Here is a 24,193-nt window from a genome sequence, read left to right on the forward strand (position 1 = left end):
GGAGTCCCCGGCCAGCAGGGCGGCCGCGGTCTCACGTCCCATGGCCTGGAGGGCCGGGTCGCGCGTGGGCTCCCAGAGCCGGGGGCCCGCGGCGGGGCAGCGCCCAGCCACGCGGCGGCGGCGCCCGTGACGATCAGCCCGGTGCACCCGAGCGCGAAGAACCGTCCGGGCGGCCGGGTTGCCGAAGAAGCCCGCGCCGGCCGGCGGCAGGAAGCGTACGTCTACACGAGCATGTCCGCCGCTACGTGGATACATGACCGTTCGATGTGATCCATCCCTTTGCGGCCCAGCCGCCCAGCCGCCGGGGGAGTGTTGCGCTGGAAGTGAAGGGCGGGGGTCCGGACGGGCCGGGTGGGCCAGGATGGCAGGCATGCGGACACTTGTTCTTGGCGGCACGAGATTTCTGTCCAGGGAGATCGCGCGGCAGGCCCGCGATCGCGGGCACGAGGTGGTGTGCGCGGCCCGCGGCGTGGCCGGCCAGCCGCCCCCGGGCGTGGAGTTCGTCCGGGTCGACCGGGCCGAAGACGGCGGGCTCGCGCCGCTGAAGGGGGCGTTCGACCTGGTCGTCGACGTCGCCAGGCTGCCCAGCCAGGTGCGGCGTGCCGTCACCGAGCTGGCGGGCCGGGCCGGTCACTACACGTTCGTGTCGTCGTGCAGCGTCTACTCCGACGCGACCCGGGTCAGCCAGGTCCTGCACGACCCGCTGCCCGCCGGCGCCGACGAGAGCGACCCAGCGAACTACGGGCCGGCCAAGGTGGCGTGCGAGCAGATCCTCGGCGACGGCGCGCTGCACGTACGGGCCGGGCTGATCGTCGGCCCCGAGGACCAGTCCGACCGGTTCACCTACTGGGTCGAGCGGCTGGCGCGCGGCGGCCGCGTGCTGGCTCCCGGCTCGCCCGGCGATCTGGTGCAGCTCGTCGACGTACGCGATCTCGCGGCCTGGACGCTCGACGCGGCGCAGGCCGGCCTGACCGGCCCCTACGACGGCATCTCCATGCCCTTCACCAGGGGCGAGCTGCTGGCGGGCATCGCCGAGGGGCTGGCGGTGGCGCCGGAGCTCGTCTGGGCGGGTCAGGCGTTCCTCACCGGGCACAAGGTCGAGCCGTGGGCCGGGCCGCGTTCGCTGCCGCTGTGGTTGCCGTTGCCGGAATACGCCGGGTTCATGGCCCGGGACACCTCCGCCACGCTGGCCGCCGGTCTGCGCATCCGCCCGGTCGCCGACACGGCCCGCGACACGCTGGCCTGGCTGCGCGACTCCGGCCACGAGGTGACCCGCGCCGGCCTCACCCCCGACGAAGAGACAGAACTCCTCCACCTGCTTCCCTGACCTCGGTCCCCCGGCCCCCGGCTCCCTGACCTGGGGCCCTCGGCCGCCGTCGGCCCCTACCGGGCCCTCAGCCCTTCGGGCACCCGGCCGCTCGCGTGGGCGCCGTGAGCGGGATCATGGACGGCGTGCTGCGCGTGACGATGAACGATTCCGCGGCCGGTCTGCTCGGCATGCCGGGCGGCTCGGGCCTGCCGGCGCCGCCGGGCGGCCTCGCTCCCGGCCTGCGGGAACGGGTGGCCCAGGGGCTCGTCCGGCGGGGTGCGGTGCTCGGCTGGGCCGCCTCGACGGACGGCGCCGAACGTGCCCCCGCGCCCTTCCACGACCTCACCGGCTGGGAGTGCGACCGGAGTTCCCTGCACCTGGAGGACTTCGTCCCGGTCCAGGTCGTCACCGTCGGCCACGTGCCCGTGATCGGCGACGAGGGCCAGCGCGTGCTGCTGCTGCACGGCGTGGCGCTCGCCCTGGAGGTGGGCCGGCTCGCCCGCGCCCTGCACCCGCCCGTCCCGGTGCGCTGCGTCGTGAGCGCGAACGAGACCAGCGCGACGTTCCGCTTCCACCGGATCAGGCCAGGCGAGAGCTGGAACGCCGCGGACCTGGACGGGTACGCGGGCGACAAGGTGATCGTGGTGGATCGGGGGCGGTTCGCCGCGTTCCAGGAACGTCCGGACGGGCCGGGCGCCGCGTACGATTCCTGATCATGTCGATGAGGTTGAGCCTCGCGAAGATCGAGGCCGCGCTGCTGGAGTCCGTACGGGCCGACCCCGCCCTCATCGGGGCCGTCCTGGAGGGCCGGTCGGGTGGTCTCCCTCTGGAGACGGACGTGTTCGCGGACGACCACCGCTCGCTCACCGCCATCGCCGAGGGGCGGGCCGAGACCGAGCACGGCACCGCGCGATGGAGGCGGTGCTTCCCCTGGCTGGCGGCGGCCACCGGCGAGGACGGCGCTAACGACGTGGCCGGGTGCGAAGTCGGCTACGGTCCGCCGTTCGTGCTGGCTCCCGCTCAGGTGGCGGCGGTCGCGCGGGGCCTGGGCGAGGAGGGGTGGGGGTTCGGCGCCGGTCACGCGGGCGGAGCGTACGAAGGGCTGGAGGCGCTGGCGCCGTTCTACGCGGCGGCGGCCCGCGAGGGCAAGGCGGTCGTGGGCGCGGTGCGTTGACGGCCTTGGCCTGCTGTGCGCGATGTGCTGACGGCCCTGGCCCGCTGTGCGGGGGGTGCTGGGGGCCTTGGCCTGCTGTGCGCGGTGTGCGGCCCTACTGTCGGTCTCGGGTCCTGAGTGCAGGTGCCGCCGGGGGTGTGGTGGGGGTGTGAAGGTTGGGAGCGGGTGCCGTGCAGACCGGCCCTTGGGCCGGGGTTCGGGCCTAACGTCCTGGAATATGCAGACAGTGGATGTCCTGGTGGTGGGGGCGGGGCTGGCCGGGTTGAGCACGGCCCGGCTGCTCGCCCGGCGCGGGCTGAACGTCATGGTCGTCGACCGCCGCAGGTCGTTGTCGGCCGGCGTGCGGACCACCGGGATCTTCGTACGTCGCACGCTCGACGACTTCGACCTGCCCAGCCACCTGCTCGGGCCCGGTGTCCGGGACGTCCTGCTGTATCCGCCGTCGCGGCGCTCGCCGATCCGGCTCACCAGCGACCGGGACGAGTTCCGGGTGGCCGACATGGCCGCCGTCTACGAGCACGCCCGCCGCGCGGCGGAGTCGGCCGGCGCCCGCGTCCTGCTGGGCGTCCGGTACGTAGGCAGCTCATCGGGCCTCGTACGACTGGAGCGCACAAGCGGCGCTGGGAGCGGGGACGGCGCAGAGGGTGCCGAGGGCGCGGACGGCGTGGACGGCGTTGCGGGGGTGGAGGTGGTGGGGGTCAGGTTTGTCGTGGGGGCGGATGGGGCGCGGTCGCGGGTGGCGCGTGATCTCGGTCTCGACGTCAACCGGCGCTTTCTCGTCGGCGCCGAGATCGTCCATGCGGTCGCGCCCGGGTCGGGCGTTCCGGCGTTCCACTGCGTGCTGGATCCCCGGGTGGCTCCGGGATACCTCGGGTGGGTGGTGGACGACGGGCGGCACGCCCACGTGGGTGTCGCGGGGGAGCCGGGGGCGATGCGGGCCGGCGTCCGCTGTCTGCTGGACGCCTTCGCCGCCGACGCGCCCGGTCGCGCGGCGCCCGCCGGGCCGGTCGAGCGCCGGGGAGGCCCGATCCCGGTCGGGGGCGTGCTGCGGCGGCTGGCGTGCCCGGACGGGCTGCTGGTCGGGGACGCGGCGGGCGCGGTGTCGCCCCTGACGGCCGGTGGGCTGGACCCTTGCCTGCGGATGTCCGAGCTGGCCGCGGCGGTGATCGCCGACTATCTGCGTACCGGTGACCGGGAGGTGCTGAAGCGGTACGACGGGGCCTCGTTGCGGGCCCGGTTCCGGGGGCGGTTGTTGTTGCGGCGGCTGTTGGCGGGGATCCGGTCGCCGGTCGCCGCGGAGGCCGCGGTGACCGTCCTGCGCACCCGTGCCGGCCGGGCGCTGGCAGCGCGGATCCTGTTCGGCGACGGCTCCTTCCCCGAGCTCGAACCCAGGCTCACGGCGAGGGTGGACGCGGTCCCGCGACCCTGACGATCCCGGCGCGCCAGTCTCGTGCGCCGCCCTGGCGGGCCCCGGACGCGGCGTACCGCCATCGGGCCGGACGCGGATGGGGCCGGGCCGCAGAGCGCGACAGGCCGGGGAGTGGAGAGCGACCCGTGTGACAGAACGCGGGAGCGGAGAGCGACCCTGTGTGAAAGAGCGTGGGAGGCCGGAAAGGGGAGCGACCCCGTGTGGGGCACGGGGTCGCGGGGGTGGGTGGTTACGGCTTGGTGTAGCCGCCCGTGTAGGCGCCGGACCCGCTGTACGCGTACACGCGGATGCGGTAGGTGCCGGCCGTGCCGTTGTAGGTCAGCGACTCGTCAGGCCCGCTGCCCGCGCTGCTGGCCACCGTGGTCCAGCCGAGGATGCCCTGCTTCTGCAGGTACAGGTCGAAGTCCACGCCGGAGGGCCCGTCGAGGCATGCCCGGTGCGTCCCGGCGGCGGCCGTGTAGCCGGAGCTGTTCGGGTAGTACACGTTCTGCCCGCTGGTCAGGTTGCCGGAGAACGGCGTCTGGTAGCCGGTGCAGTTCCCGGGGGTGGTCCCGACCGTGATGCTCTTGCTGGTGGTGTTCGTGGCCCCGCCGTTGTCGGTCACGGTGAGGGCCACGGTGTACGTGCCCGCGGCGGCGTAGGTGTGCGACACGGTCGCGCCGCTGCCGGTGGAGCCGTCGCCGAAGGTCCACGCGTAGGAGGCGATGGTCCCGTCCGGGTCGCTGGAGCCGGAGCCGTTGAACGAGCACGCCCGCGTGGTGTTGTCGCACGACTGGGTGAAGCTCGCCACCGGCGACTGGTTGCCACCGGTCGTCGGCGGGTACTGCGTGGCGTCGTGCACGTCGAGCAGGGGCTCCTTGACCCCGTCGGACGCGTCGTCGGTCCAGTTGAGGTTGCCCGTGGCCTTGAGCTTGTCCCGTACGGCCAGCGCCCCCGCCCGGGTGGTGGGCTTGTTCGAGCCGCTGGTCAGCACGGCCGCGGCGCCCGCGACGTGCGGGCTGGCCATGGAGGTGCCGCTGATGGTGTTGTAGCCGCCGTTCATCCACGTGGAGTAGATGCAGGTGCCGGGGGCGGCGACCTCGACCGTGGTGCCGTAGTTGGAGAACCAGGCGAGGGTGTCGTCGGTGTCGGTCGCGCCGTCGGTGCGGCACGGCACGGTGATCGTGCCGGCCAGGCCGCCGGGCTGGCCGTCGAAGTCGGTCACGGCCGAGACGGTGACGACGTCGGGGTGGTTGGCGGGGAAGAAGCCGGAGGCGTCGGCCGAACTGTTGCCGGCGGCCACGACGACGACGATGCCCGCGTTGGTGGCGTTCGTGATCGCGTTGCTGATCGCGGAGCTGCTGCAGCCCTGGCAGCCGAGGCTCAGGTTGATGACCTCGATGGTGCTCGCCCTGGCCACGACCCAGTCGAGACCGGCGGCGATGCCGGCCAGCGTGCCCGAGCCCGCCGAGTTGAGCACCTTGACGGCGTGGATGCGGGCGCCGGGGGCGACGCCGACCGCGCCGACGGAGTTGTCGATGGCGCCGATCGTGCCGGCCACGTGGCTGCCGTGCCCGTTGTCGTCGTCGCCGGTGCCCGAGCAGACGCCGCTGGTGCAGTTGGTGCTGGCCACCACGTTCAGGTCGGGGTGGTCGAGGTCGACGCCGGTGTCCACGACCGCCGCGTCCACGTCGACGCGGACGTCGTCGGTGCCGTCGATGTCGAGGTTGATGTTCTGGTCGGCGAAGATGCGCTTGATGCCGCTCGGTACGGTCTGCGCGAAGGCGTGCACCTCGTGGTCGGGCTCGACGGTGAGCACACCGGGCTCGCCCTTCAGCTTGGCGGCCTCCTCGGGGGTGAGGAGGGCCGAGTAGCCGTTGAAGGCGTACCGGTAGGTTCCCACCAGTACGCCCTTGTGCGCCGTGACCTGCTGCTGCGCCTCGTTCGCCACCTGCGCCCGCGACACGCCAGAGAGCTGGACGATGTAGCGCTGCTGGTCGGCGGCGGCCGGGGAGTTGGCCTCGGCGGCGGTGGCCCAGCCGGACATTGCCAGGCAGACGCCGGAGGCCAGGGCTAACAGGGTTGAGATTCGACGCATGGAAACGCCTTTCTCCGGGGGTGACATGAGCTGCGCTCATGCGGCTTGTGAGCGGAACATCGCATATGACAGCCAGTCAGGCAATACTGAAATATCTGTCATAGATCACATCGGTCTGGGTCGTTCCGACGAAGAAGCGAGGCCGTCATAGTGGCGGTGGACGAACCGGACGGTCCCCGCCGGTTCTAGGGTCGGGCGAAGTCGACCAGGGGGGACACCGGTGCCGGAGCTGGAGGAGATCGATGCGTGGCTGCGTCACCGGCTGGGTGGACTGCTCGCCGAGAACCAGGTGCCCGGGGCCGCCGTGGCGGTCCACGCGGGCGGCCGGACGATCGAGGTCGCGGCCGGCACGCTGAGCACGGCGACGGGCGTCGAGGCGACCCCCGGCTCCCTGTTCCAGATCGGCTCGATCACCAAGGTGCTGACCGCGACGCTGGCCATGCAACTGGCCGACGAGGGCCTGCTCGACCTCGACGCGCCCGTGCGCGACCGCCTCCCTGGGTTCCGGATCGGCGACGAGCGGGCCGCCCGGCGGATCACCCCGCGCCAGCTCATGTGCCACGTCGCGGGCTTCGAAGGGGACGTCTTCACCGACACCGGCAAGGGCGACGACTGCGTCGAACGGTTCCTGGACGTCCTGCACGACGTGCCGCAGCTGTTCGAGCCCGGCGAGATGTTCTCCTACAACAACGCCGGCTACTGCGTGCTGGGCCGGATCATCGAGGTCGTGCGGGGCAAGCCGTTCGACGCGTGCCTGCGCGACCACCTGCTCACGCCGCTCGGCATGACCCACGCCGCCTGCGACCCGTACGAGGCGATCGTGCACCGCACGGCGGTCGGCCACGTCCAGCGCACCCCGGACGGCCCCTACGAGCCGACCCCGGTGTGGGCGCTGGCCCGCTCGAACGCCCCCGCCGGCTCGATGCTGGCGATGCCGCCGCGTGACCTGCTGGCCTTCGCCCGCATGCACCTCGCCGGCGGCGTCGGCCCGCACGGCGCCCGCGTGCTGAGCGCGCGGAGCGTCGCGGAGATGCGGCGGCCGCAGGTCAGGCTGCCCGACTTCGACCAGGGCACGGCCTGGGGCCTGGGCTGGGAGCTCTTCGACCGGCCCGGCGGCGCGGTCTTCGGCCACGACGGCAGCACCGTCGGCCAGGCGGCGTGCCTGCGCGTGGCGCCGGAGCGCGACGTGGCCGTGGTCGTCGTCGCCAACGGCGGCCGGACGCGGCCCGTGTTCGCCGAGATCACCGGCCGCGTGCTGGACGAGCTGGGCGGGGTCGAGCTGCCCGCGCCCCCGGCGCCCGGCCCGGCCCCCGTCCCGCCCGCGAACGCCGCCCGGTACGCCGGCACCTACACGTCGAGCACCTGCGAGACGGAGGTGACCGTGGACGGCGCCGGACGGCTGTGGCTGAGCCGGACACCCGTGGGCATCACCGCCGACCTGGACGAGGTGCCGTACCGCACCGAGCTGGCCGCCTGGCGCGACGACGTGCTCATCCCCCTCGAACCCGAGCGCGGCGCGCACGCCCCGATCGCCTTCCTCGGCGACGACGGGACCGGCCGCGCCCTCTACCTGCACGACGGCCGCGCCGACCGCCGCACGTCCGGCTGACCCCCTCTGAGAACGGCCCGCCCGCGCCGAGCGCCGGGCGGGCCGTAGCCATGCCCGCCGAACCGCCGCCGCACCTCGCTGATCAGTTGGTACGCCCGGACGAACCCCCGCCCCAACGTTCGATGTCCGCGACGAACACCGCCGGGGACGCGGGTCCCACTATCGTCGGATGGATTTGGAGAGCGATCGCGTGCTGGCGATCCGGGATCTGTCGGTCGAGATCCGGCGCGGCGACAGGGTCGTCCGCCCGATCTCGGACGTCAGTCTGGTGCTGAACCGCGGCGAGACCCTGGGGATCGTCGGCGAGACCGGGTCCGGCAAGTCCATGACCGGTCTCGCGATCATGGGCATGCTGCCGGCCGGCGGCCGGGTGACCGGCGGCTCGATCGACTTCGGCGGCCAGGAGCTGGTCGGCCTGCCCGCCGCGCGCTACCGGGCCCTGCGCGGCAACGAGATCGCGATGGTGTTCCAGGACTCGCTGACGGCGCTGAACCCGACCCGGCGCATCGGCGAGCAGGTCGCCGAGCCGGTCCGGCTGCACCACGGCGCCTCCAGGCGGGCCGCCCGCGAACGCGCCGCCGAGGTGCTCGCCCTGGTCGGCCTGCCCCGCCCGGCCGAGCGCATGGACGACTACCCCCACCAGCTCTCCGGCGGCATGCGGCAGCGCGTGATGATCGCGATGGCGCTGGCCTGCGAGCCGCGGGTGGTCATCGCCGACGAGCCCACCACCGCGCTCGACGTCACCATCCAGGCCGAGATCCTCGACCTCCTGGACGGCCTGCGGTCCCGGCTCGGCATGTCGATGATCCTCATCACCCACGACATGGGCGTCATCGCCCGGCACGCCGACCGCGTCGGCGTCATGTACGCCGGCCGCCTGGCCGAGACCGCCCCCACCCCCGTGCTCTTCGCCCGGACCCGGCACCGCTACACGCACGCGCTGCTGGCCTCGATCCCCTCGCTCACCCACGACCGGGACGAGCGGCTGTTCAGCATCCCCGGCGCGCCGCCCGACCTGACCGCGGCCGGGCCCGGCTGCCCGTTCGCGCCGCGCTGCGACGCCGCCACCGACCGGTGCCGCGAGGAGCGTCCGGCCCCCGTGGCCGAGGACGGCGGGCACGTCCACGCCTGCCACCACCCGGCCACCGGACCGGCCGACCGGGTCCGCAGCCGCTTCCGCACCCGTCCGGTGGAGCCCGCGGCGTCCCCTGAGCCCGCGCCGCGGCTGCGCGTCGTCGACCTCAGGCGCGAGTACCCGGTCGGCGGCAGGGGCCTGTTCGGCGCCCGCCGCACCCTCAAGGCGGTCTCCGGCGTGAGCTTCGAGGTGGCGGCGGGGGAGACGTTCGGGCTGGTCGGCGAGTCGGGGTGCGGGAAGTCCACGCTGGGCAGGATGCTCGTCGCCCTCGACCGGCCCACCGCCGGCGAGGTGATCTTCGACGGCGAGCCGGTCAGCCGGATGGGCGCGCGGGCGCTCGGACCGCGCCGGAGCCGGCTGCAGATGATGTTCCAGGACTCCGGCGCCGCCCTCGACCCCCGCATGCGCATCGGCACGATCCTGCGCGAGCCGCTGGCGATCCAGGGCGCGGGCGACCGCGCCCACCGCACGGCCCGCGCCCGCGAGCTGCTGCGGGACGTCGGCCTTCCCGCGGGCGTCATGGAGCGCTACCCCCACGAGCTGTCCGGCGGGCAGCGGCAGCGGGTGAACCTGGCCCGCGCCCTGGCCCTGGACCCGGCGGTGCTGGTCGCCGACGAGCCGGTCAGCGCCCTGGACGTGTCCATCCGCTCCCAGGTGCTCAACCTCATGCGCGCCGTCCAGCTCGAACGCGGCCTCAGCAGCGTGGTGATCTCGCACGACCTCGCCGTCGTCCGGTACCTGGCCGACCGGGTCGGCGTCATGTACCTGGGCAAACTGGTCGAGACCGGCACCACCGAAGAGGTGTACGGCGCCCCCGCCCACCCCTACACCGCCGGCCTGCTGGCCGCCGTCCCCGACGCGGACCCGCGGGCCCCGCAGCCGCGCGGCGAACGCGTACGCGGCGAGCTGCCGAGCCCGATCGACCCGCCCAGCGGCTGCCGCTTCCGCACCCGCTGCGCCCTGGCCGACGACCTGTGCGCCCAGGCCGAACCCCTCCCGCGGCCGGTCACCGGCAGCCACCAGGTCGCCTGCCACCACCCGCTCCAGCCGCTCGAACCCGCGGCCACCCCGCTGAAGGGAGCCTCCCGGTCATGACCTGGTACGTCGTCCGGCGCCTGGCGATCTCGGTCGTCGTCCTGCTCGGCATCTCCGCGGTGGTGTTCCTGCTGCTGCACCTCGTCTCGGACAGCCCGGGGCGGGTGGTCCTGGGGCAGCGCGCCTCGCCCGAGGCGGTCGCCGACTTCAACCGGCAGCACGGGTACGACCGCCCGGTCCTCGCCCAGTACGTCGGCTACCTGGGCCAGCTCGCCCGGGGAGACCTGGGCAGGTCGTACAAGCTGAACGAGAACGTGGCCACCCTGCTCGGGCAGAACGCCGGCCGCAGCGCGATGCTCTCGGCGGCCGGCCTGGCGGTGGCGCTGGTGATCGCCGTGCCGCTCGGCGTGCTGCAGGCGGTCCGGCGCAACAGCGTCGCCGACCGGCTGCTCACGGCGGTCTCGTACGTGCTGTACGCGACGCCGTCGTTCCTGCTCGGGCTGATCCTCATCGCCGTCTTCAGCCAGGCGCTGCCGATCTTCCCGGCCGAGGCGTCCCAGTCGCACTCGCCCTGGGTCGTCCTCACCGATCCGCGGGCGATGGCGCTGCCGGTCATCACGCTGGCCGCGGCGAGCGTCGCGGTCTTCGCGCAGTACCAGCGCTCGGCGGCCCTGGACCAGCTCGGCCAGGACTACATCCGGGTGGCGCGGGCCAAGGGGCTGCCCGAGCGGCTGATCCTGCTGCGCCACCTGCTGCGCAACGCCTGCCTGCCGCTGGTCACCCTGGTCGGCACGCTCATCCCCACGCTCCTGGCGGGCAACCTGATCGTCGAGTCGCTGTTCAACTATCCCGGCCTCGGCCTGCTGTTCCTCAACAGCCTGCAACGCGAGGACTATCCGGTGCTGCTCGCCTACACCCTCGTCGGGGGCGTCCTGACCGTGGCCGGCAACTTCGTCGCCGACCTCGTGGTCGCCGCCGCCGACCGCCGAATCGAGCTGACGAAATGACCACACAGAACGTGCAGGCCGGGCCCGAGGCCGAGGCCGTCCCGGCGCGCAACCGGCGCTCGGTGCTGCGCGGGCTGCGGCGCAGCCCGCTCGGCCTGACCGGCGGCCTGCTCCTGCTGCTGATCGCCGGGTTCTGCTTCCTCGGGCCGCTGCTGCACCGCACCAACCAGATCGACGTGGACCTGGTCAACGCGGCCCTGCCGCCCGGCCCCGGTCATCCGCTCGGCACGGACGCCAACGGCTTCGACGTGCTCGGCCGGCTGATGGCCGGCGGCCGCCTGTCGCTGCAGATCGGCCTGCTCGCCGCCCTGTTCGCCACCGCGATCGGCACCCTGTACGGCGCGGTCGCCGGCCTGGCCGGCGGCGTCGTGGACGGGTTCCTCATGCGGCTGGTCGACGTCATGCTCTCGGTGCCGTTCCTGTTCTTCGTGCTGATCCTGTCGGCCCGCTTCCACGCCGACGCGCTGTCGCTGAGTCTGGTCATCGGCGGGTTCTCCTGGCTGGTCTCCGCCCGGCTGGTGCGCGGCGAGGTGCTGACGCTGCGGGTGCGGGAGTTCGTGCTGGCCGCGCGGGTGATGGGCGCCTCGCGCCGGCGGCTCATCCTCACCCACCTGATCCCGAACGCGCTCGGCGTGATCATCGTCAACATCACGTTCCAGGTCGCCGACGCGATCCTGGTCGTGGCGGCGCTGGGCTTCCTCGGGTTCGGGCTGACGTACCCGACCGAGGACTGGGGCAGCCAGCTCGCCGGCGGCGTCGCCTACATCTCGGCCGACTACTGGTGGCTGATCTACCCGGTCGGGGGCTGCATCGTCCTGACGGTGCTGGCGCTCAACCTGCTCGCCGACGCCCTGCGCGACGCCGTCGGGCGCCGGGCCGACTGACGCACGCCGACCGATGAACGCCGACTGACATCTCCACCCCCACATGTAGGGAGCCTGCAATGACGCACGTGTCCGGAAAGCAGCGAGCACGCCTGGCGGTGGCGCTCGCCGCCGCGGTGGCGGTGCTCGCCACAGCGTGCACCGGCGGCGGGGGCGCCGCGAAGGACCCCGCCGCGGGGTACGCCAGCCAGCCGGCGCAGTCGGGCAAGCCCAAGGACGGCGGCACGGTCACCGTCGCGCTGACCCCCGGCCTCAGCCCGAACTACATCTACCCCTACCCGCCGGCCGCCGCCAACGGGACCGTCATCGCCCGCGGCCTGATGTGGCGCTCCCTCTACCGGCCCAGCGGCGAGGGCGACCAGGTGGCCGACGCCGAGCTGAGCCTGGCCGAGCCGCCCGCCTACAGCGCCGACCGCAAGACCGTGGCCATCAAGATGAAGGACTACAAGTGGTCCGACGGCAACCCGGTCACCGCCGGTGACGTCGTCTTCTCCCTGACGCTGCTCAAGGCGGCGCTCGCGGAGAGCCCGGCCAACTGGAGCTTCTACACCCCGGGCCAGTTCCCCGACGGGGTCACCGCCAAGGCCGCCGCGCCCGACACGCTGACCCTCGAACTGGAGACGGCGTACAACCCGTCGTACCTGATGTCGATGCTGACGCTGCTGTACGTGATGCCGTCCAAGGCGTGGGACATCGACCGCGCGGGCGGCCCGCACCTCGACTACACCAAGCCGAAGAACGCCACGGCGATCTACAAGTACCTGACCAAGGAGTCGGAGTCGCAGTCCACGTTCGCCACCAACCCGCTGTGGCAGGTGGTCAACGGCCCGTACCGGCTCAAGAGCTTCGACCCGACGACCGGCTCGTTCTCGCTGGCCCCCAACGAGTCCTACAGCGGGCCCGGCGACTCACGGCTCGACCAGGTCGACTTCAAGGCGTTCACCTCGGCCGCCGCGGTGCTCAACCAGTTCAAGGCGGGGAACCTGACCGTCGGCACGCTCGACTCCAGCTTCATCACGCAGATCGGCGCGCTGAAGGCCAAGGGGTTCAACGTCTACGGCGCGCCCGCGCCCGCCCGCTTCGACTCGCTGACCATCAACTTCGGCAACACCGTGAACGGCTTCGACAAGATCATCGCCCAGCCGTACGTGCGGCAGGCCCTCCAGCGCCTGATCGACCAGCCGGGCTACATCGCCGGCCGGGGCATCTACAACGGCGCCGGCTCGCCCAACTACAGCACCGCGGGCAGCGGCTCGCCGTACCCGCCGGCGTTCGGCGACGCGCCGCCGTACCCGCACGACCCGGCGGCGGCGGCCAAGCTGCTCACCGACAACGGCTGGGAGGTGGTCCCGAACGGCGCCACCACCTGCGTGCGGCCCGGCACCGGGCCGGGCGAGTGCGGCGCCGGCATCCCGCGCGGCCAGAAGATCAGCTTCACCCTGGCCTCCGCGAACACCCCTGCCTACGTCGGCGCCCGGGACGTCGCCTTCGCCTCGGCGGCCAAGAAGCTCGGCGTCGAGGTCAAGATCGTCACCAAGTCCCTCACCTACATGTACGCCAACTACGGCAACACCTTCGCGCCCGCGAACAAGAACGAGTGGGCGATGCAGGACTACGGGCCGCTCTACCTGGCGGCCGGCTACCCCAGCAGCAACACGGTGTTCAACGCCAAGGGCAGCTTCAACCTGGGCGGCTACCGCGACGACGAGGTGGACCGGCTCATCGACGCCTCCACCTTCGGCGCCGACGCCGGGGCCCTGTCGGCCGAGGTGACCAAGATCGCCCAGGAGCTGCCCGTGCTGTTCTTCCCGACCCCGCACACCCTGGTCGTGTGGAAGGACACGCTGTCCGGCCCGCAGTCGTCGTTCCGGGCCCTGCTCAGCTACCTGTACACGCCCGAGCTCTGGTACTTCCACGCATGACGCGCGACGCCTTCGCCCGGCCGCTGCGCCACCTCGACCCGGCCGCCGCCGCCGTCGCGGACGCCCGCACGCTGCGCGAGCTGGTCGGCGACGCCCGCGTGGTGGCCGTCGGCGAGGGGGCGCACAACGTCACCGAGTTCTACCGGCTCAAGGACCGGCTGTTCCGCATCCTCGTGCGCGAGCTGGGGTTCTCGGCGTTCGTGATGGAGTCCGGGTTCGCCGAGGGGCTGGCCGTGGACGCCTGGGTCCACGGCGGGCCCGGCGCGGCCGCGCCGGTCGCCCGTGACGGCATCACCTACCGGTTCGGCGAGTGCGAGCCGATGCGGCGGCAACTGCGCTGGATGCGCCGCCGCAACTCGGCGGGCCCGGCGCAGGTCTCCTTCTACGGCATGGACCTGCCCGGCTCGTCCACCTCGCCCGGCCCGGCGGTGCGCGCGTGCCTGGACCGCATGCCGGCCGGGCCGGGCGACGAGGAGCTGCTGATCCTGAGCGACCTGGGCGGCCGTACCGAGGCGGCGGTCCGGTACGCGGCCATGCCCGCGGCCGGCCGGGCCCGCCTGCTCGCGGGGCTGCGCGAGCTGGCCGGGCGCGCGCTGCGGACGGCGGACCCGGTGCTGCGCCGGTGCGCGGCCTCCCTCCAGGCGTTCGCCGACGAGGCCGAGGCGGGGGAGGCCGTGCCGATGGGCATGCCCTACCCTCGGGACCGGTTCATGGCCGAGACCGTGGAATGGGTGCTCGAACGGGAGCAGCGGATCGTCGTCAGCGCCCACAACTCCCACGTCCGGCGCTCGCCCTTCCACGGACGGCCGACGCTGGGCGGCCTGCTCGCCGCGTCCCTGGGAGACGGCCTGGTCGTCGTCGGCACGACCTACGGCTCCGGCCCGGAGGTGCGCTTCACGCAGCGCTCCCCGCGCCCGTTCGACTGCGACGTCTCGCTGGAGACGCGCACCCTGCCGCCGAACTGCGTGGAGGCGCCGCTCGACCGGCTCGGCCCGCCCGTGACCGTCGTCGACCTGCGCCGCGCGCCGGGCGAGCTGTTCGACGGGATCGACGGCACGCTCGCGAGCGGCGGCCTCGACCCGGTGGACGACTTCCCGGCCGCCTACGACGCCCTGATCCACGTCCGCCGGGTCAGCCGGGTCCCCGGCGCGTTCGAACGGCTCCAGGCCGAGTTCGCCGCCGCCCGTCCTGCCCATCCTGAATCGCCGGAGTCGTCGTGACCCTTTCCTATCCGCCCGCGCGCACCGTCGAGGTCGTCCAGGACGTCGCGGGCGTCCGCGTGCCCGATCCGTACCGGTGGCTGGAGGAGGAGACGCGCGAGGTGCGGCGGTGGCAGCGGCGGCAGGCCGAGCTGGCCGCCGCCGTCGCCTACGACGGGCAGGACCCGGCGGCCGTCCGGGACCTGATCCTGGCCTTCGACACCGGGTCCCGCCCGGCCCTGCCCAGGTACGCGGCTGGCCGCTGGTTCCGCCCGGTCACCCCGCCCGGCGGGACGGCGTCCACCGTGGTCGTCGCCGACGAGCCCTACGGCCCCGGCAGGACGGTGGCCGACCTGGCGCAGTTCGGCGGCAGCCAGGACGCGGTGCTGTCCTGGCTCGCGCCCTCCCCGGACGGCCGCGTCCTGGCCCTCGGCGTGTGCACCGACGGCAGCGAGCACAACACCATCCGGCTCGTCGAGGTGCACACCGGCCGCACGCTCGACGCCCCCGGCCACGTCCTGCACAGCGCGTGGGCCGGCGGCGTCTCCTGGACGCCCGACAGCGGCGGCTTCTCCTTCCTCGCGCTCACCGGCCCGCCGGAGGAGTTCCGGCAGGCGGTGTTCAGCCACCGCCTGGGGACGCCGGGGGAGACCGTCGTGGAGCCGATCCCGGTCCCGGCGGGCTCGCGGGAGTACACGCTCGTCCAGTTCTCCCCGGACGGCCGCTGGGCCGTGGCCGCGCACCGGGTGGGCAGCCCGATCCCGTGCGCCGTCCGCGACCTGTCCGTGCCCGGGTCCGCGTGGCGGCCCTTCGTCACCCGCTGCGCCGGCACGGTCGCCGGCCACGTCGTCGGCGACCGCTACGTGGCGGTGACCGACGTCGGCGCGCCGCGCGGCCGGGTGGTCGCCATCCCGCTCGACGCCGCCGACCCGGACGACCCGTCCGGATGGGCCGAGCTGGTGCCCGAGGGCGAGACCGTGCTGCGCTCGCTCACCCCGGTCGGCGAGCACCTGTACCTCAGCGAGTTCGACCGCACGTTCGCCCGGGTCCGGATCCTCGACCGCGCGGGCGCCGTCGCCGGGGAGATGCCGCTGCCCGGCCGGGGCGCGCTCGCCGCCCCGTTCTTCGCCCTGACCGCCCTGGCCGCCGGCGTGCCCGCGGCCGACTTCGTCTTCGCCTTCTCCACGCTGACCAGCTCCTGGGGCGTCTACCGGCACCGGCCCGGCCAGGGCGCGCCGCACACCCTGTCGGCCCCGGCGGTCACGCTCGACGCCGAGGTGGCGGAGGGGCGGGCGGTGGCGGCCGACGGCGTCGCGGTGCCCTACCACGTGGTGCGCCCGGCCGGTCTGGACCCGGCGCGGCCGGCGCCGGTGCTCGTCTCGGCGTACGGCGCGGCCAACGTGCCCCTGCTTCCCCAGTACCAGCCGGACCTGGCCGCCTTCGTCGCCGCCGGGGGCGTGCTGGTGCAGGCGTACCTGCGCGGGGGCGGCGAGTTCGGCGGGGACTGGTACCGGGCCGCGCACCGGGAGCGGCGGCACGTCCGCGACTCCGACCTGGTGGCCGTCGCCGAGCACCTGATCGCCGAAGGCGTCACGGCCGCCGACCGGCTCGCGCTGACCGGCGGCTCCGACGGCGGGCTCATGTGCGGGATCGCCGTCACCACCCGGCCCGAGCTATGGCGGGCCGTCCTGCCGCGGGCGCCGCTGCTGGACCTGATCGGCGGCACCCGCGACCCGTACCTCGACTTCGTCATCCGCAAGGCGTGGGCCGACCCGGACGATCCCGAGGAGGTCCGGCGGCTGCTGCGGATGTCGCCGTACGAGCTGGTGCGCCCCGGCGTCTTCCCCGCGGTCTACCTCCAGGCCGGGGCGACGGACCCGCGCTGCCGCCCCTGGCACGCGCGCAAGTTCGCCGCCCGCCTCCAGGCGGCCCAGCAGGGGGACGAGCCCGTCCTGCTGCACGTCTTCGACGACGCCGGGCACGGCGCGGCCACCCCCCATGACGTGGCGGTCGCCCAGGACGCCGAATGGCTGGCCTTCCTCATCGGCACGCTCGGCCTGCGCGGCCCGGTCAGTCGTCCGGAGCGGACCTGATCGACATCAGGCGCAGCTGCAGCATGGCCGACAGCCGCGCGTCCGGGGAGCCGAGGTCGATCCCGCCCACCTCGGCCGCGCGCCGCAGCCGGTAGCGGAACGTGTTGGGGTGCACGAACATCGCGGCGGCGGCCACCGAGACGTCGCCGAAGGCGTCGAGCCAGGCGTCCAGCGTCTCGACCAGGCTCGTCTGGTGCTCCCTGTCGTAGGCGACGACCCGGGCGATCGGCCCGCTGGGGACGTCGCCGCGCGGCACGAGGTCGGCCAGCTCCAGCAGCAGCGCGTCCACGTGCACGTCGTCCAGGCGGGCCACCTGCCGTCCGGCGGACCCCGACCGCAGCACGCGCAGCGCCCGGTCGGCGCCGGAACGCGAGCGGGACAGGGCCGAGTTGTCCCCGGCCGGCCGGCCCACCCCGACCAGCGGGCGCAGGCGGGAGCCGACCCGGGCCAGGAACTCGGTGGCCACCAGGACCGCGCGCTCGTCGGCGTCCTGCCGGTTCTGCGGCAGCGGCAGGATGCCGTAGGCGACGTCGCCGACCAGCGCGGCGGCGGCCCGCGGATGCACGGCCGACAGGTGCATGGCGAAGGCGTCGGCGAGCCGCTTGCGCTCGGCCGCGAGCTGGGCGGGCAGCGGGCTCTCGCCCGCCGGGCCGACGACGGTCAGCGCGAGGACGACCGCGGGCTCGTCCTTCAGCCCCAGGCGGCGGGCGGCCTCCAGGGAGCCTGGCCCGCTCTCCAGCGCGGTGCCCAGCAGCTCGGCCCGCAGCCGCCGTTCCATGTCGGCGTCCGCGCGCTGCCACACCATGTGCATCGCGACCAGCTTGGACGCCTCGTAGAGCGCCTGGCTGCGCTCCTCGCCCAGCGGCTCGGGGACGACGACCCAGATCGTGCCGAGGATCTCGTCGCCGGCCCGCACCGCGATCGCCACCCGGGGCAGCGCGGGCGGCTGCCGGCCCTCGGGGTCGGGCAGGGGCGCCACGAAGACGGGCCGGTCGCTGCGGTAGATCGCCTGGAAGACGCCGCGTTCCTCCAGGATGCGGGTGTACTGCTCCGGGACCTGGCGGCCCAGGATCGTCCGCACGCGGGAGGTGTCGGTGTCCTCCTGGCGGCTGGAGAAGGCCAGCAGCCGCGAGTGGCGGTCCTCGATGGTGACGGGCGCGTCCAGCAGCGCGGCGATGGCGTTGGCCACGGCGAACAGGTCGCCGGACCCGATCCGGCCCGAGGCGTGGGCGTCGGCGGGGCCGAGCCGGCCGCCGTCGGAGGTCAGCTCGCGCAGCATGCCGGCCAGGTGCGTCCAGGACGCGCCGCGGGCGAAGGCCAGCACCGCCACGCCCGCCCGGCCCGCCGCCGCGACCAGCCCCTCGTCGGCGACGACGGGCGCCCGGACGACCAGCGCGGCGGCGCCGTGCCGCCCGAGCCGGGTCACGACCTGCGCGATCTCGGCCGGGTCGTGCAGGCCGACGCCGAGGACCAGCGCGTCGGCGGGCAGCTCGGGCTCGTCGAGCGGGTCGTGGATGACGACGCCGCCGATGTCGCGGGCGAGCCCGGCGTCGCCGCAGACGACCTGGAGCAGGGTGGTTCCGAGTTCCTCCAGGACGCGGCCCAGGCTGGCACGCGGGAGGCCGGTCATGGGGACAAGCACGCTTCCGAAGCTAGCGCCGCCCCGGTGGCACGTCGTTCGTCCCGGACGACGAAATGCCACCGGGTGATCTGTCGGAACGGACCAACGGCTCAGGACGGCATCGGCACCCACGTGCTGGCGACGGTGACCTCCTCCAGCACCTCCGGGATCGGGGCTACGCCGATCCCCGGGCCGGTCGGCACGGCGAGATGGCCGTCCACCAGGCGGAACGGCGGCGTCAGGTCGGTCCGGTAGTAGCGGTCGGAGGCCGAGGTGTCGCCGGGCAGCAGGAACCCGGGCAGCGCGGCGAGCGCCACGTTGGCGGCCCGGCCCACGCCGGTCTCCAGCATGCCGCCGCACCACACCGGGACGTCGTGCGCGGCGCACACGTCGTGGATGCGCCGCGCCTCCAGATGGCCGCCGACCCGGCCCGGCTTGATGTTGACCACCTGGCAGGCCCCGAGCGCGATCGCGTCGGCGGCGGCGCGGGCCGAGACGATCGACTCGTCCAGGCAGATCGGCGTCGTGATCCGCTCGGCCAGCCGGGCGTGCCCGAGCAGGTCGTCCTGCGCGAACGGCTGCTCGATCAGCAGCAGGCCGAACGGGTCCAGCTCCGCCAGGTGCCGGGCGTCGCCGCGCCCGTAGGCGGTGTTGGCGTCCACCTGCAGCGGGACGTCGCCGAACCGCTCGCGCACGGCCCGGACCGGCTCGACGTCCCAGCCGGGCTCGATCTTCAGCTTGATCCGCAGGTAGCCCGCGTCCAGGTACTCGGCGACGGCGTCGAGCAGGGCGGGGATCGACCCGGTGATGCCCACCGACACCCCGCACGGCACGCTGTCGCGCACCGCCCCGAGCGCGTGGGCCAGCGGGACGCCGCGGGCGCGCAGGTCCGCGTCCAGGACGGCCGTCTCCAGCGCGGCCTTGGCCATCCGGTGCCCCTTGAACGCCGACAGCGCCGGGGCGACCTTGTGCGCGTCCAGGTCCGCCACGCCGGCCAGCGCCGGGACCAGGAACCGGGCCAGCACGTCGGCGGCGGCGTCGGTGTACTCCGAGGAGTACAGGGGCGCCGTTCCCGCGCCGCACTCGCCCCAGCCCTCGGCCTCCTCGGTGACGACCCGCACCAGCACCGCCCGCCGTACCGTCTCGGTGCCGAACGACGTGCGGAACGGCGTCACGAGCGGCATCTCGACCGTGCGGACCTCCACCCCGGTGATCTTCACTCCGTCTCCTGTCTGTCCACTCTGTCCACGATGTACCAGCCTGTCCGGTCGAAGCCGCGTACCCGGCCGCCCTGTCCGAGCAGCTCGCCCAGCACGTCCCGCAGCGCCCTGCGCCAGTCGGCGGCGCGGGCCGGGTCGCTCTCGCGCATCGCCTCCACGTCGCCCGGCACGCCGACCAGGACGGTGTCCGAGCCGGCGTACCGGACCAGCGGCCCGCCCGCCGCCGACGCCTCCAGCGCCACGGCCGCGCCCGCCGCCCTGGCCGCCGCCGCGTCCGCCACGGCCGGGCGGCCCGCGCAGGCCGCCTCGACGGCGGGCGTCTCCAGCCGCCAGCGGACCAGGACGCGGTCGGTGGCGTCGGCGCGGTTGATGTCGTCGTCCATGGGGCCGTAGAAGTCCGGCAGGTACTCGGCCGGGTCCGCGCCCAGCTTGGCCAGGTTGAAGTAGGCGTTGCGGCGGACCAGCGGGTCATAGGTCCAGCAGATCTCGCCGACGCCGCGCAGCATCGCCCAGGCCCGCTGGTGCAGCTTCATGGCGAACCCGACGTTGCGGCCCTGCATGCCCGCCAGCACGCCGGCGATGTGACTGTGCAGGGCGGCGCGCGCCGGCGGGGAGAAGAAGCCGAAGCAGGCGCCCACCATCCGGTCGCCGTCGAAGGCGCCGCTCACGTAACTGCCCGCCTTCGACAACGCGCGCAACATGTCGGCCGTCACCGGAGGGTTGTTCTCGCCGGTGCGCCAGATGTGCTCGTACAGGCGGCGCACGGCTTCCAGCTCGCCGACGCTGTCCAGGGGGCGGATGTCGATGCCCGCGTCGTCGGCGGCGGCCTGCGCCGCGGCGCACGCGGCCTCGACGGGCCGGGAGTCGCGACGGTCACGGATGAGATCGGTCACGCCGGTCATGGTCGCAGCCGCCTCCGTCCCGTAGCTGGTCGGCGAGCACCGGGCGGCGGCGTCCCGTTCGTCCGCCCGGACAACAGCGTCCCTGCGAGCGGCGGTCACCGCGTCGTGGCCAGCAGGTCGGCGACCAGGGCCGTCAGCAGCCGGGTGCGGCCCGGCAGCTGCGCGACCAGCACGTGCTCGTCGTCGGCGTGCGCGCCGCCGCCGACCGCGCCCAGGCCGTCCAGGGTGGGGGTGCCCGTCCCCGCGGTGAAGTTGCCGTCGGAGGCCCCGCCCACGGCGACCGAGGTCAGCGGCCCGATCCCGAGGGCGTCGGCGAGCCGGCACGCCCGCTCGAACAGCTCCTTCGACGCCGAGGCCGGAAGCGGCGGCCGGTTCGGCCCGCCGCCGACCGTGACGCCCGCGCCGGGCAGCACCGGCCGCAGCCCGCGCATCGCCGCGTCCACCCGGTCCTGCTCGCGGGCGTCCCTGACCCGGACGTCCACGTCGAAGCGGGCCCGCGCGGGCACCGTGTTGACCGTGGTGCCCGACTCCAGGCGGGTCGGGGTGACGGTGGTGCCCAGCGCGGGATCGGCCAGCGCCGCCACGGCCGCGACCTGGTGGGTCACCTCGACCGTCGCGTTCACGCCGCGTTCGGGCTCCAGCCCGGCGTGCGCGGCCCGGCCCCGCACCAGCACCTCGTACCGGGAGACGCCCTTGCGCTCGGTCTTGAGCGCCCCGCCGGGACCGGCGGCCTCCAGGACCAGCGCCGCCGCGCAGCCGCGCGCCTCGTCCTCGACCAGCCGCCGCGAAGTGGGCGACCCGGGCTCCTCGTCGCCGGTGACCAGGACGGTCACGCCGTCCAGGTCCTCCAGCGCCGCCAGCGCGTGGAAGGCCATCACCAGCCCGGCCTTCATGTCGAAGCAGCCCGGCCCGCGCAGCACCCCGTCGCGCACCTCGAACGGGTGCCGCTCCAGCGAGCCGACCGGCCACACCGTGTCGTGGTGGCCGAGCAGCAGCACGCGCGGCTCGCCGCCGAACCGCCACCGCAGGTGGGTGCGCCCGTCGATGACGATCCGCTCGGCCGCGGCCCCCAGGTGGGCGGCGCCCAGCTCGGCGACCGCCGTGGCGCTGCGGGCGACCGCGGCCAGGTCGCCGGACGGCGACTCGCAGCGTACGAGCCGCTCGATGTCGGCGCTCATCGCGGCCTCGCGGGCCCGGTCGGACGGGGTACGGCGTGGTGTCATGGTGGCTGCCTCCGGTCGGACGGACCGCCCATCCTCGTCAACCACGACGCGGACGGGCCTGTCGCCCCGGCCAACATCGGCCCGCCCCGTTGGGCCCCGCCGACGACCGCCGGACTAGGTGAGGTCGGCGAAGCGTTCGACGTCCTCGGTGCGGCCGGAGACGATGATCACGTCGCCGTACCCCAGCTCGGTGTCGGAGCCGGCGTAGGTGAACTCCTCCTCCGCGCTCTTGACCGCCACCACGGTGACGCCGTGCTTGCGGCGCAGGTTGGACCGGCCGAGCGGCACCCCGATGTACTCCTTGGGCGGCCGGGTCTTGGCCATCGCGAAGTTCTCGTCCACCTGCATGAAGTCCAGCATCCGGCCGGTCACCATGTGGGCCACCCGCTCGCCCATGTCGTGCTCGGGGAAGACGACGTGATGAGCGCCGATGCGCCCGAGGATCCGGCCGTGCTGGCGGCTGACGGCCTTGGCCCAGATGTCGTCGATCTCCAGCTCGATCAGCAGCGACGTGGTCAGGATGCTGGCCTCCAGGTCGCCGCCGATGGCCACCACCGCCCGGTAGAAGTCGGGCACGCCGAGCTGGCGCAGCGTCTCCAGGTCGGTGGAGTCGGCGGTGGCGATGTGCGTGATCTGCCCGGCCAGGCTCTGGGCGACCTTCGGCCGGTTGTCGATGGCCAGGACCTCGGTGCCGCGCCGGGTGAGCTCCAGGGCGAGCGAGGTGCCGAACCGGCCCAGGCCGATGACCACGACGGGGTCTGTCTTCTTGTCAGCCAACGATGACACGTTCCTCGGGTAGTTCGTAGCGACGGGTGCGCTCCTTCAGGGCGAGCGCGGAACCCAGCGTGAGCGGGCCGATGCGCCCGATGAACATCAGCGCCGCCAGCAGCAGGTGCCCGGCGGGCGTGGCGTCGGCGGTGATGCCGGTGGACAGCCCGTTCGTGCCGAACGCCGAGACCACCTCGAACAGCACCTGGTCCAGGCTGTGGGGCGTGATGGCGAGCAGCAGGTAGGTGGAGACGGCGACCAGCACGACGCCGATCATGGTGATCGAGATGACCTGGCGCTGCGCGGACTCGGCCAGGCGCCGGTGGCCGATGTTCACCCGCGGCTCGCCCCGCAGCTCGGCCCAGATGATGAACGCCAGCAGCCCGAACGTGGTGACCTTGATGCCGCCCGCCGTGCCGGCGCTGCCGCCGCCGATGAACATCAGCAGGTCGGTGGCGAGCAGGCTGCTCGGGTAGAGCTGGCCGATGTCGAGGCTGTTGAACCCGCCCGACCGCGGCATGACCCCGGTGAAGAACGCGGCCAGCAGCTTGCCGGAGTCGTCGAGCCCGCCGAGCGTCCTGGGGTTGCGCCACTCGGTCACCAGGAAGACCAGCGTCCCCACCGCGAGCAGGACGAGCGTCACCCCGACGGTGACCCGGGTGAGCACCGACCAGCGGCTGGGCCGGCGCCAGGCGCGGGCCAGCTCGAACACCACCGGGAAGCCCAGCCCGCCCACGATCACCGCGATCGCGATCGGGAGGCAGATCCACGCGTCGGTGACGAAGCGCATCAGGTTGTCCGGCCACAGCGCGAACCCGGCGTTGTTGAACGCCGACACCGCGTGGAACCAGCCCAGGTACATCGCCCGGCCCAGCGGCTCGCCGTAGCCCGTGACGAAGCGCACGGTGAGCACGGCGCCGACGATCAGCTCGGAGACCAGGCTGAAGATGACCACGTTGCGCACCACGCGCCGGACGTCGGACATGCTCAGCGTCTTGGTCTCGGCCTGGGCGAACATGCGGGCGCGCAGCCCCAGCCGGCCCGCGACCAGGACGGTGAACAGCGTCGCCATCGTCATGATGCCCAGCCCGCCCACCTGGGCCAGCAGGGCGATCACCACCTCCCCGGCCACCGACCAGTGGGTGGCGGTGTCCACCACGACCAGGCCGGTCACGCAGGCCGCGGACGTCGCGGTGAACAGCGCGGTCAGCCAGCCGGCCGACTCGCCCGTGGCCGTGGCCATGGGCGAGGTCAGCAGGGCCGTGCCGGTCAGGATGAGGGCCGCGAACCCGGTCGCGATGACCTGCGCCGGATGGTGGAACCGGGACAGGAAGGCGCCCGTCAGCCGCAGGTTTCTCATGGCGTGCCCCCGCCGTGCGCGGCCGGGCGGGGGACATGGTGTGAGGCGAGCACGATCAGACGGTAGACCACCCGGCCACCGCTCCGGCACACGCGTCCGCGGCCGGGGGCCGGGGGCGTGCCGCGAAGGTCACGCGGCTAAAAATGCGACAAAGACGATTCGGCGTCGGGAAAGCCGTGCAGGTCACGTCAGTAGAGTGAAAATCTCGTAGGTGTTCACGAACGGG

18 protein-coding genes are annotated in these 24,193 nt (G+C 74.0%); 11 read left to right on the top strand and 7 right to left on the bottom strand.

The annotated features are described in order from the left end of the window. Nucleotides 1-370 precede the first annotated feature (370 nt). From AB0J71_RS06875 to AB0J71_RS06890, 4 genes are all read left to right on the top strand, one after another. Nucleotides 371-1,327 (top strand): NAD-dependent epimerase/dehydratase family protein, encoded by a 957-nt coding sequence (locus AB0J71_RS06875; RefSeq protein ID WP_352328907.1) that lies wholly within the window; start codon nucleotides 371-373, stop codon nucleotides 1,325-1,327. A gap of 104 nt (nucleotides 1,328-1,431) precedes the next feature. Beyond that, nucleotides 1,432-2,022, top strand: a complete 591-nt coding sequence (locus AB0J71_RS06880) for a hypothetical protein (protein WP_364413154.1) — start codon at nucleotides 1,432-1,434, stop codon at nucleotides 2,020-2,022. A 2-nt stretch (nucleotides 2,023-2,024) separates the two neighbouring features. Further along, nucleotides 2,025-2,483 (top strand): hypothetical protein, encoded by a 459-nt coding sequence (locus AB0J71_RS06885; protein ID WP_364413156.1) that lies wholly within the window; start codon nucleotides 2,025-2,027, stop codon nucleotides 2,481-2,483. 217 nt (nucleotides 2,484-2,700) lie between these two features. Continuing rightward, entirely contained in the window at nucleotides 2,701-3,912 is a 1,212-nt protein-coding gene (locus tag AB0J71_RS06890) for an NAD(P)/FAD-dependent oxidoreductase (protein ID WP_364413158.1), read from the top strand. Between the two features lie 229 nt (nucleotides 3,913-4,141). Here AB0J71_RS06890 and AB0J71_RS06895 read toward each other — a convergent pair whose 3' ends face one another. Then, the gene (locus AB0J71_RS06895; RefSeq protein WP_352330025.1) at nucleotides 4,142-5,989 is read right to left on the bottom strand and encodes a S8 family serine peptidase; all 1,848 of its coding nucleotides are present in this window, start codon (nucleotides 5,987-5,989) and stop codon (nucleotides 4,142-4,144) included. Nucleotides 5,990-6,209: 220 nt separating this feature from the next. On the opposite strand from AB0J71_RS06895, the gene AB0J71_RS06900 reads away from it, so the two are divergent. The 7 genes from AB0J71_RS06900 (at nucleotide 6,210) to AB0J71_RS06930 (ending at nucleotide 16,873) form a co-directional block, all read left to right on the top strand. After that, nucleotides 6,210-7,598 carry a serine hydrolase domain-containing protein gene (locus tag AB0J71_RS06900; RefSeq protein WP_364413160.1) on the top strand — a complete coding sequence of 463 codons (1,389 nt, stop codon included), beginning with the start codon at nucleotides 6,210-6,212 and terminating at the stop codon, nucleotides 7,596-7,598. 169 nt (nucleotides 7,599-7,767) lie between these two features. Next, nucleotides 7,768-9,828 carry an ABC transporter ATP-binding protein gene (locus tag AB0J71_RS06905; RefSeq protein WP_364413162.1) on the top strand — a complete coding sequence of 687 codons (2,061 nt, stop codon included), beginning with the start codon at nucleotides 7,768-7,770 and terminating at the stop codon, nucleotides 9,826-9,828. Beyond that, nucleotides 9,825-10,775 carry an ABC transporter permease gene (locus tag AB0J71_RS06910; protein WP_352326318.1) on the top strand — a complete coding sequence of 317 codons (951 nt, stop codon included), beginning with the start codon at nucleotides 9,825-9,827 and terminating at the stop codon, nucleotides 10,773-10,775. The genes AB0J71_RS06905 and AB0J71_RS06910 overlap by 4 nt, the downstream gene beginning before the upstream one ends. Continuing rightward, nucleotides 10,772-11,659 carry an ABC transporter permease gene (locus AB0J71_RS06915; protein WP_352326316.1) on the top strand — a complete coding sequence of 296 codons (888 nt, stop codon included), beginning with the start codon at nucleotides 10,772-10,774 and terminating at the stop codon, nucleotides 11,657-11,659. The genes AB0J71_RS06910 and AB0J71_RS06915 overlap by 4 nt, the downstream gene beginning before the upstream one ends. A gap of 59 nt (nucleotides 11,660-11,718) precedes the next feature. Beyond that, nucleotides 11,719-13,581, top strand: coding sequence for an ABC transporter substrate-binding protein (locus AB0J71_RS06920; RefSeq protein WP_364413164.1), 1,863 nt, complete (start codon nucleotides 11,719-11,721; stop codon nucleotides 13,579-13,581). Beyond that, nucleotides 13,578-14,801, top strand: coding sequence for an erythromycin esterase family protein (locus AB0J71_RS06925; protein WP_364413166.1), 1,224 nt, complete (start codon nucleotides 13,578-13,580; stop codon nucleotides 14,799-14,801). Before AB0J71_RS06920 ends, AB0J71_RS06925 begins: the two co-directional genes overlap by 4 nt. Then, the gene (locus tag AB0J71_RS06930; RefSeq protein WP_364413168.1) at nucleotides 14,798-16,873 is read left to right on the top strand and encodes a prolyl oligopeptidase family serine peptidase; all 2,076 of its coding nucleotides are present in this window, start codon (nucleotides 14,798-14,800) and stop codon (nucleotides 16,871-16,873) included. The genes AB0J71_RS06925 and AB0J71_RS06930 overlap by 4 nt, the downstream gene beginning before the upstream one ends. Here AB0J71_RS06930 and AB0J71_RS06935 read toward each other — a convergent pair. The 6 genes from AB0J71_RS06935 to AB0J71_RS06960 all read right to left on the bottom strand — a co-directional run bounded on the left by AB0J71_RS06935 (nucleotide 16,851) and on the right by AB0J71_RS06960 (nucleotide 23,967). Then, nucleotides 16,851-18,515 carry a helix-turn-helix domain-containing protein gene (locus tag AB0J71_RS06935; RefSeq protein ID WP_352326310.1) on the bottom strand — a complete coding sequence of 555 codons (1,665 nt, stop codon included), beginning with the start codon at nucleotides 18,513-18,515 and terminating at the stop codon, nucleotides 16,851-16,853. The genes AB0J71_RS06930 and AB0J71_RS06935 overlap by 23 nt on opposite strands. A gap of 89 nt (nucleotides 18,516-18,604) precedes the next feature. Beyond that, nucleotides 18,605-19,714, bottom strand: coding sequence for an o-succinylbenzoate synthase (menC, locus tag AB0J71_RS06940; RefSeq protein WP_364413170.1), 1,110 nt, complete (start codon nucleotides 19,712-19,714; stop codon nucleotides 18,605-18,607). Next, nucleotides 19,711-20,607 carry a GNAT family N-acetyltransferase gene (locus tag AB0J71_RS06945; protein ID WP_364413172.1) on the bottom strand — a complete coding sequence of 299 codons (897 nt, stop codon included), beginning with the start codon at nucleotides 20,605-20,607 and terminating at the stop codon, nucleotides 19,711-19,713. The genes menC and AB0J71_RS06945 overlap by 4 nt, the downstream gene beginning before the upstream one ends. Nucleotides 20,608-20,711: 104 nt before the next feature. Continuing rightward, entirely contained in the window at nucleotides 20,712-21,839 is a 1,128-nt protein-coding gene (locus AB0J71_RS06950) for a M20 family metallopeptidase (protein ID WP_364413174.1), read from the bottom strand. A gap of 114 nt (nucleotides 21,840-21,953) precedes the next feature. Beyond that, complete coding sequence (locus AB0J71_RS06955; RefSeq protein ID WP_352326306.1) at nucleotides 21,954-22,616, bottom strand: TrkA family potassium uptake protein; 663 nt, start codon at nucleotides 22,614-22,616, stop codon at nucleotides 21,954-21,956. After that, entirely contained in the window at nucleotides 22,609-23,967 is a 1,359-nt protein-coding gene (locus tag AB0J71_RS06960; RefSeq protein ID WP_352326305.1) for a potassium transporter TrkG, read from the bottom strand. Before AB0J71_RS06960 ends, AB0J71_RS06955 begins: the two co-directional genes overlap by 8 nt. Nucleotides 23,968-24,193 lie beyond the last annotated feature (226 nt).

The sequence above is a fragment of the Nonomuraea sp. NPDC049637 genome (genome assembly GCF_040675235.1).
Taxonomy (GTDB): domain Bacteria; phylum Actinomycetota; class Actinomycetes; order Streptosporangiales; family Streptosporangiaceae; genus Nonomuraea.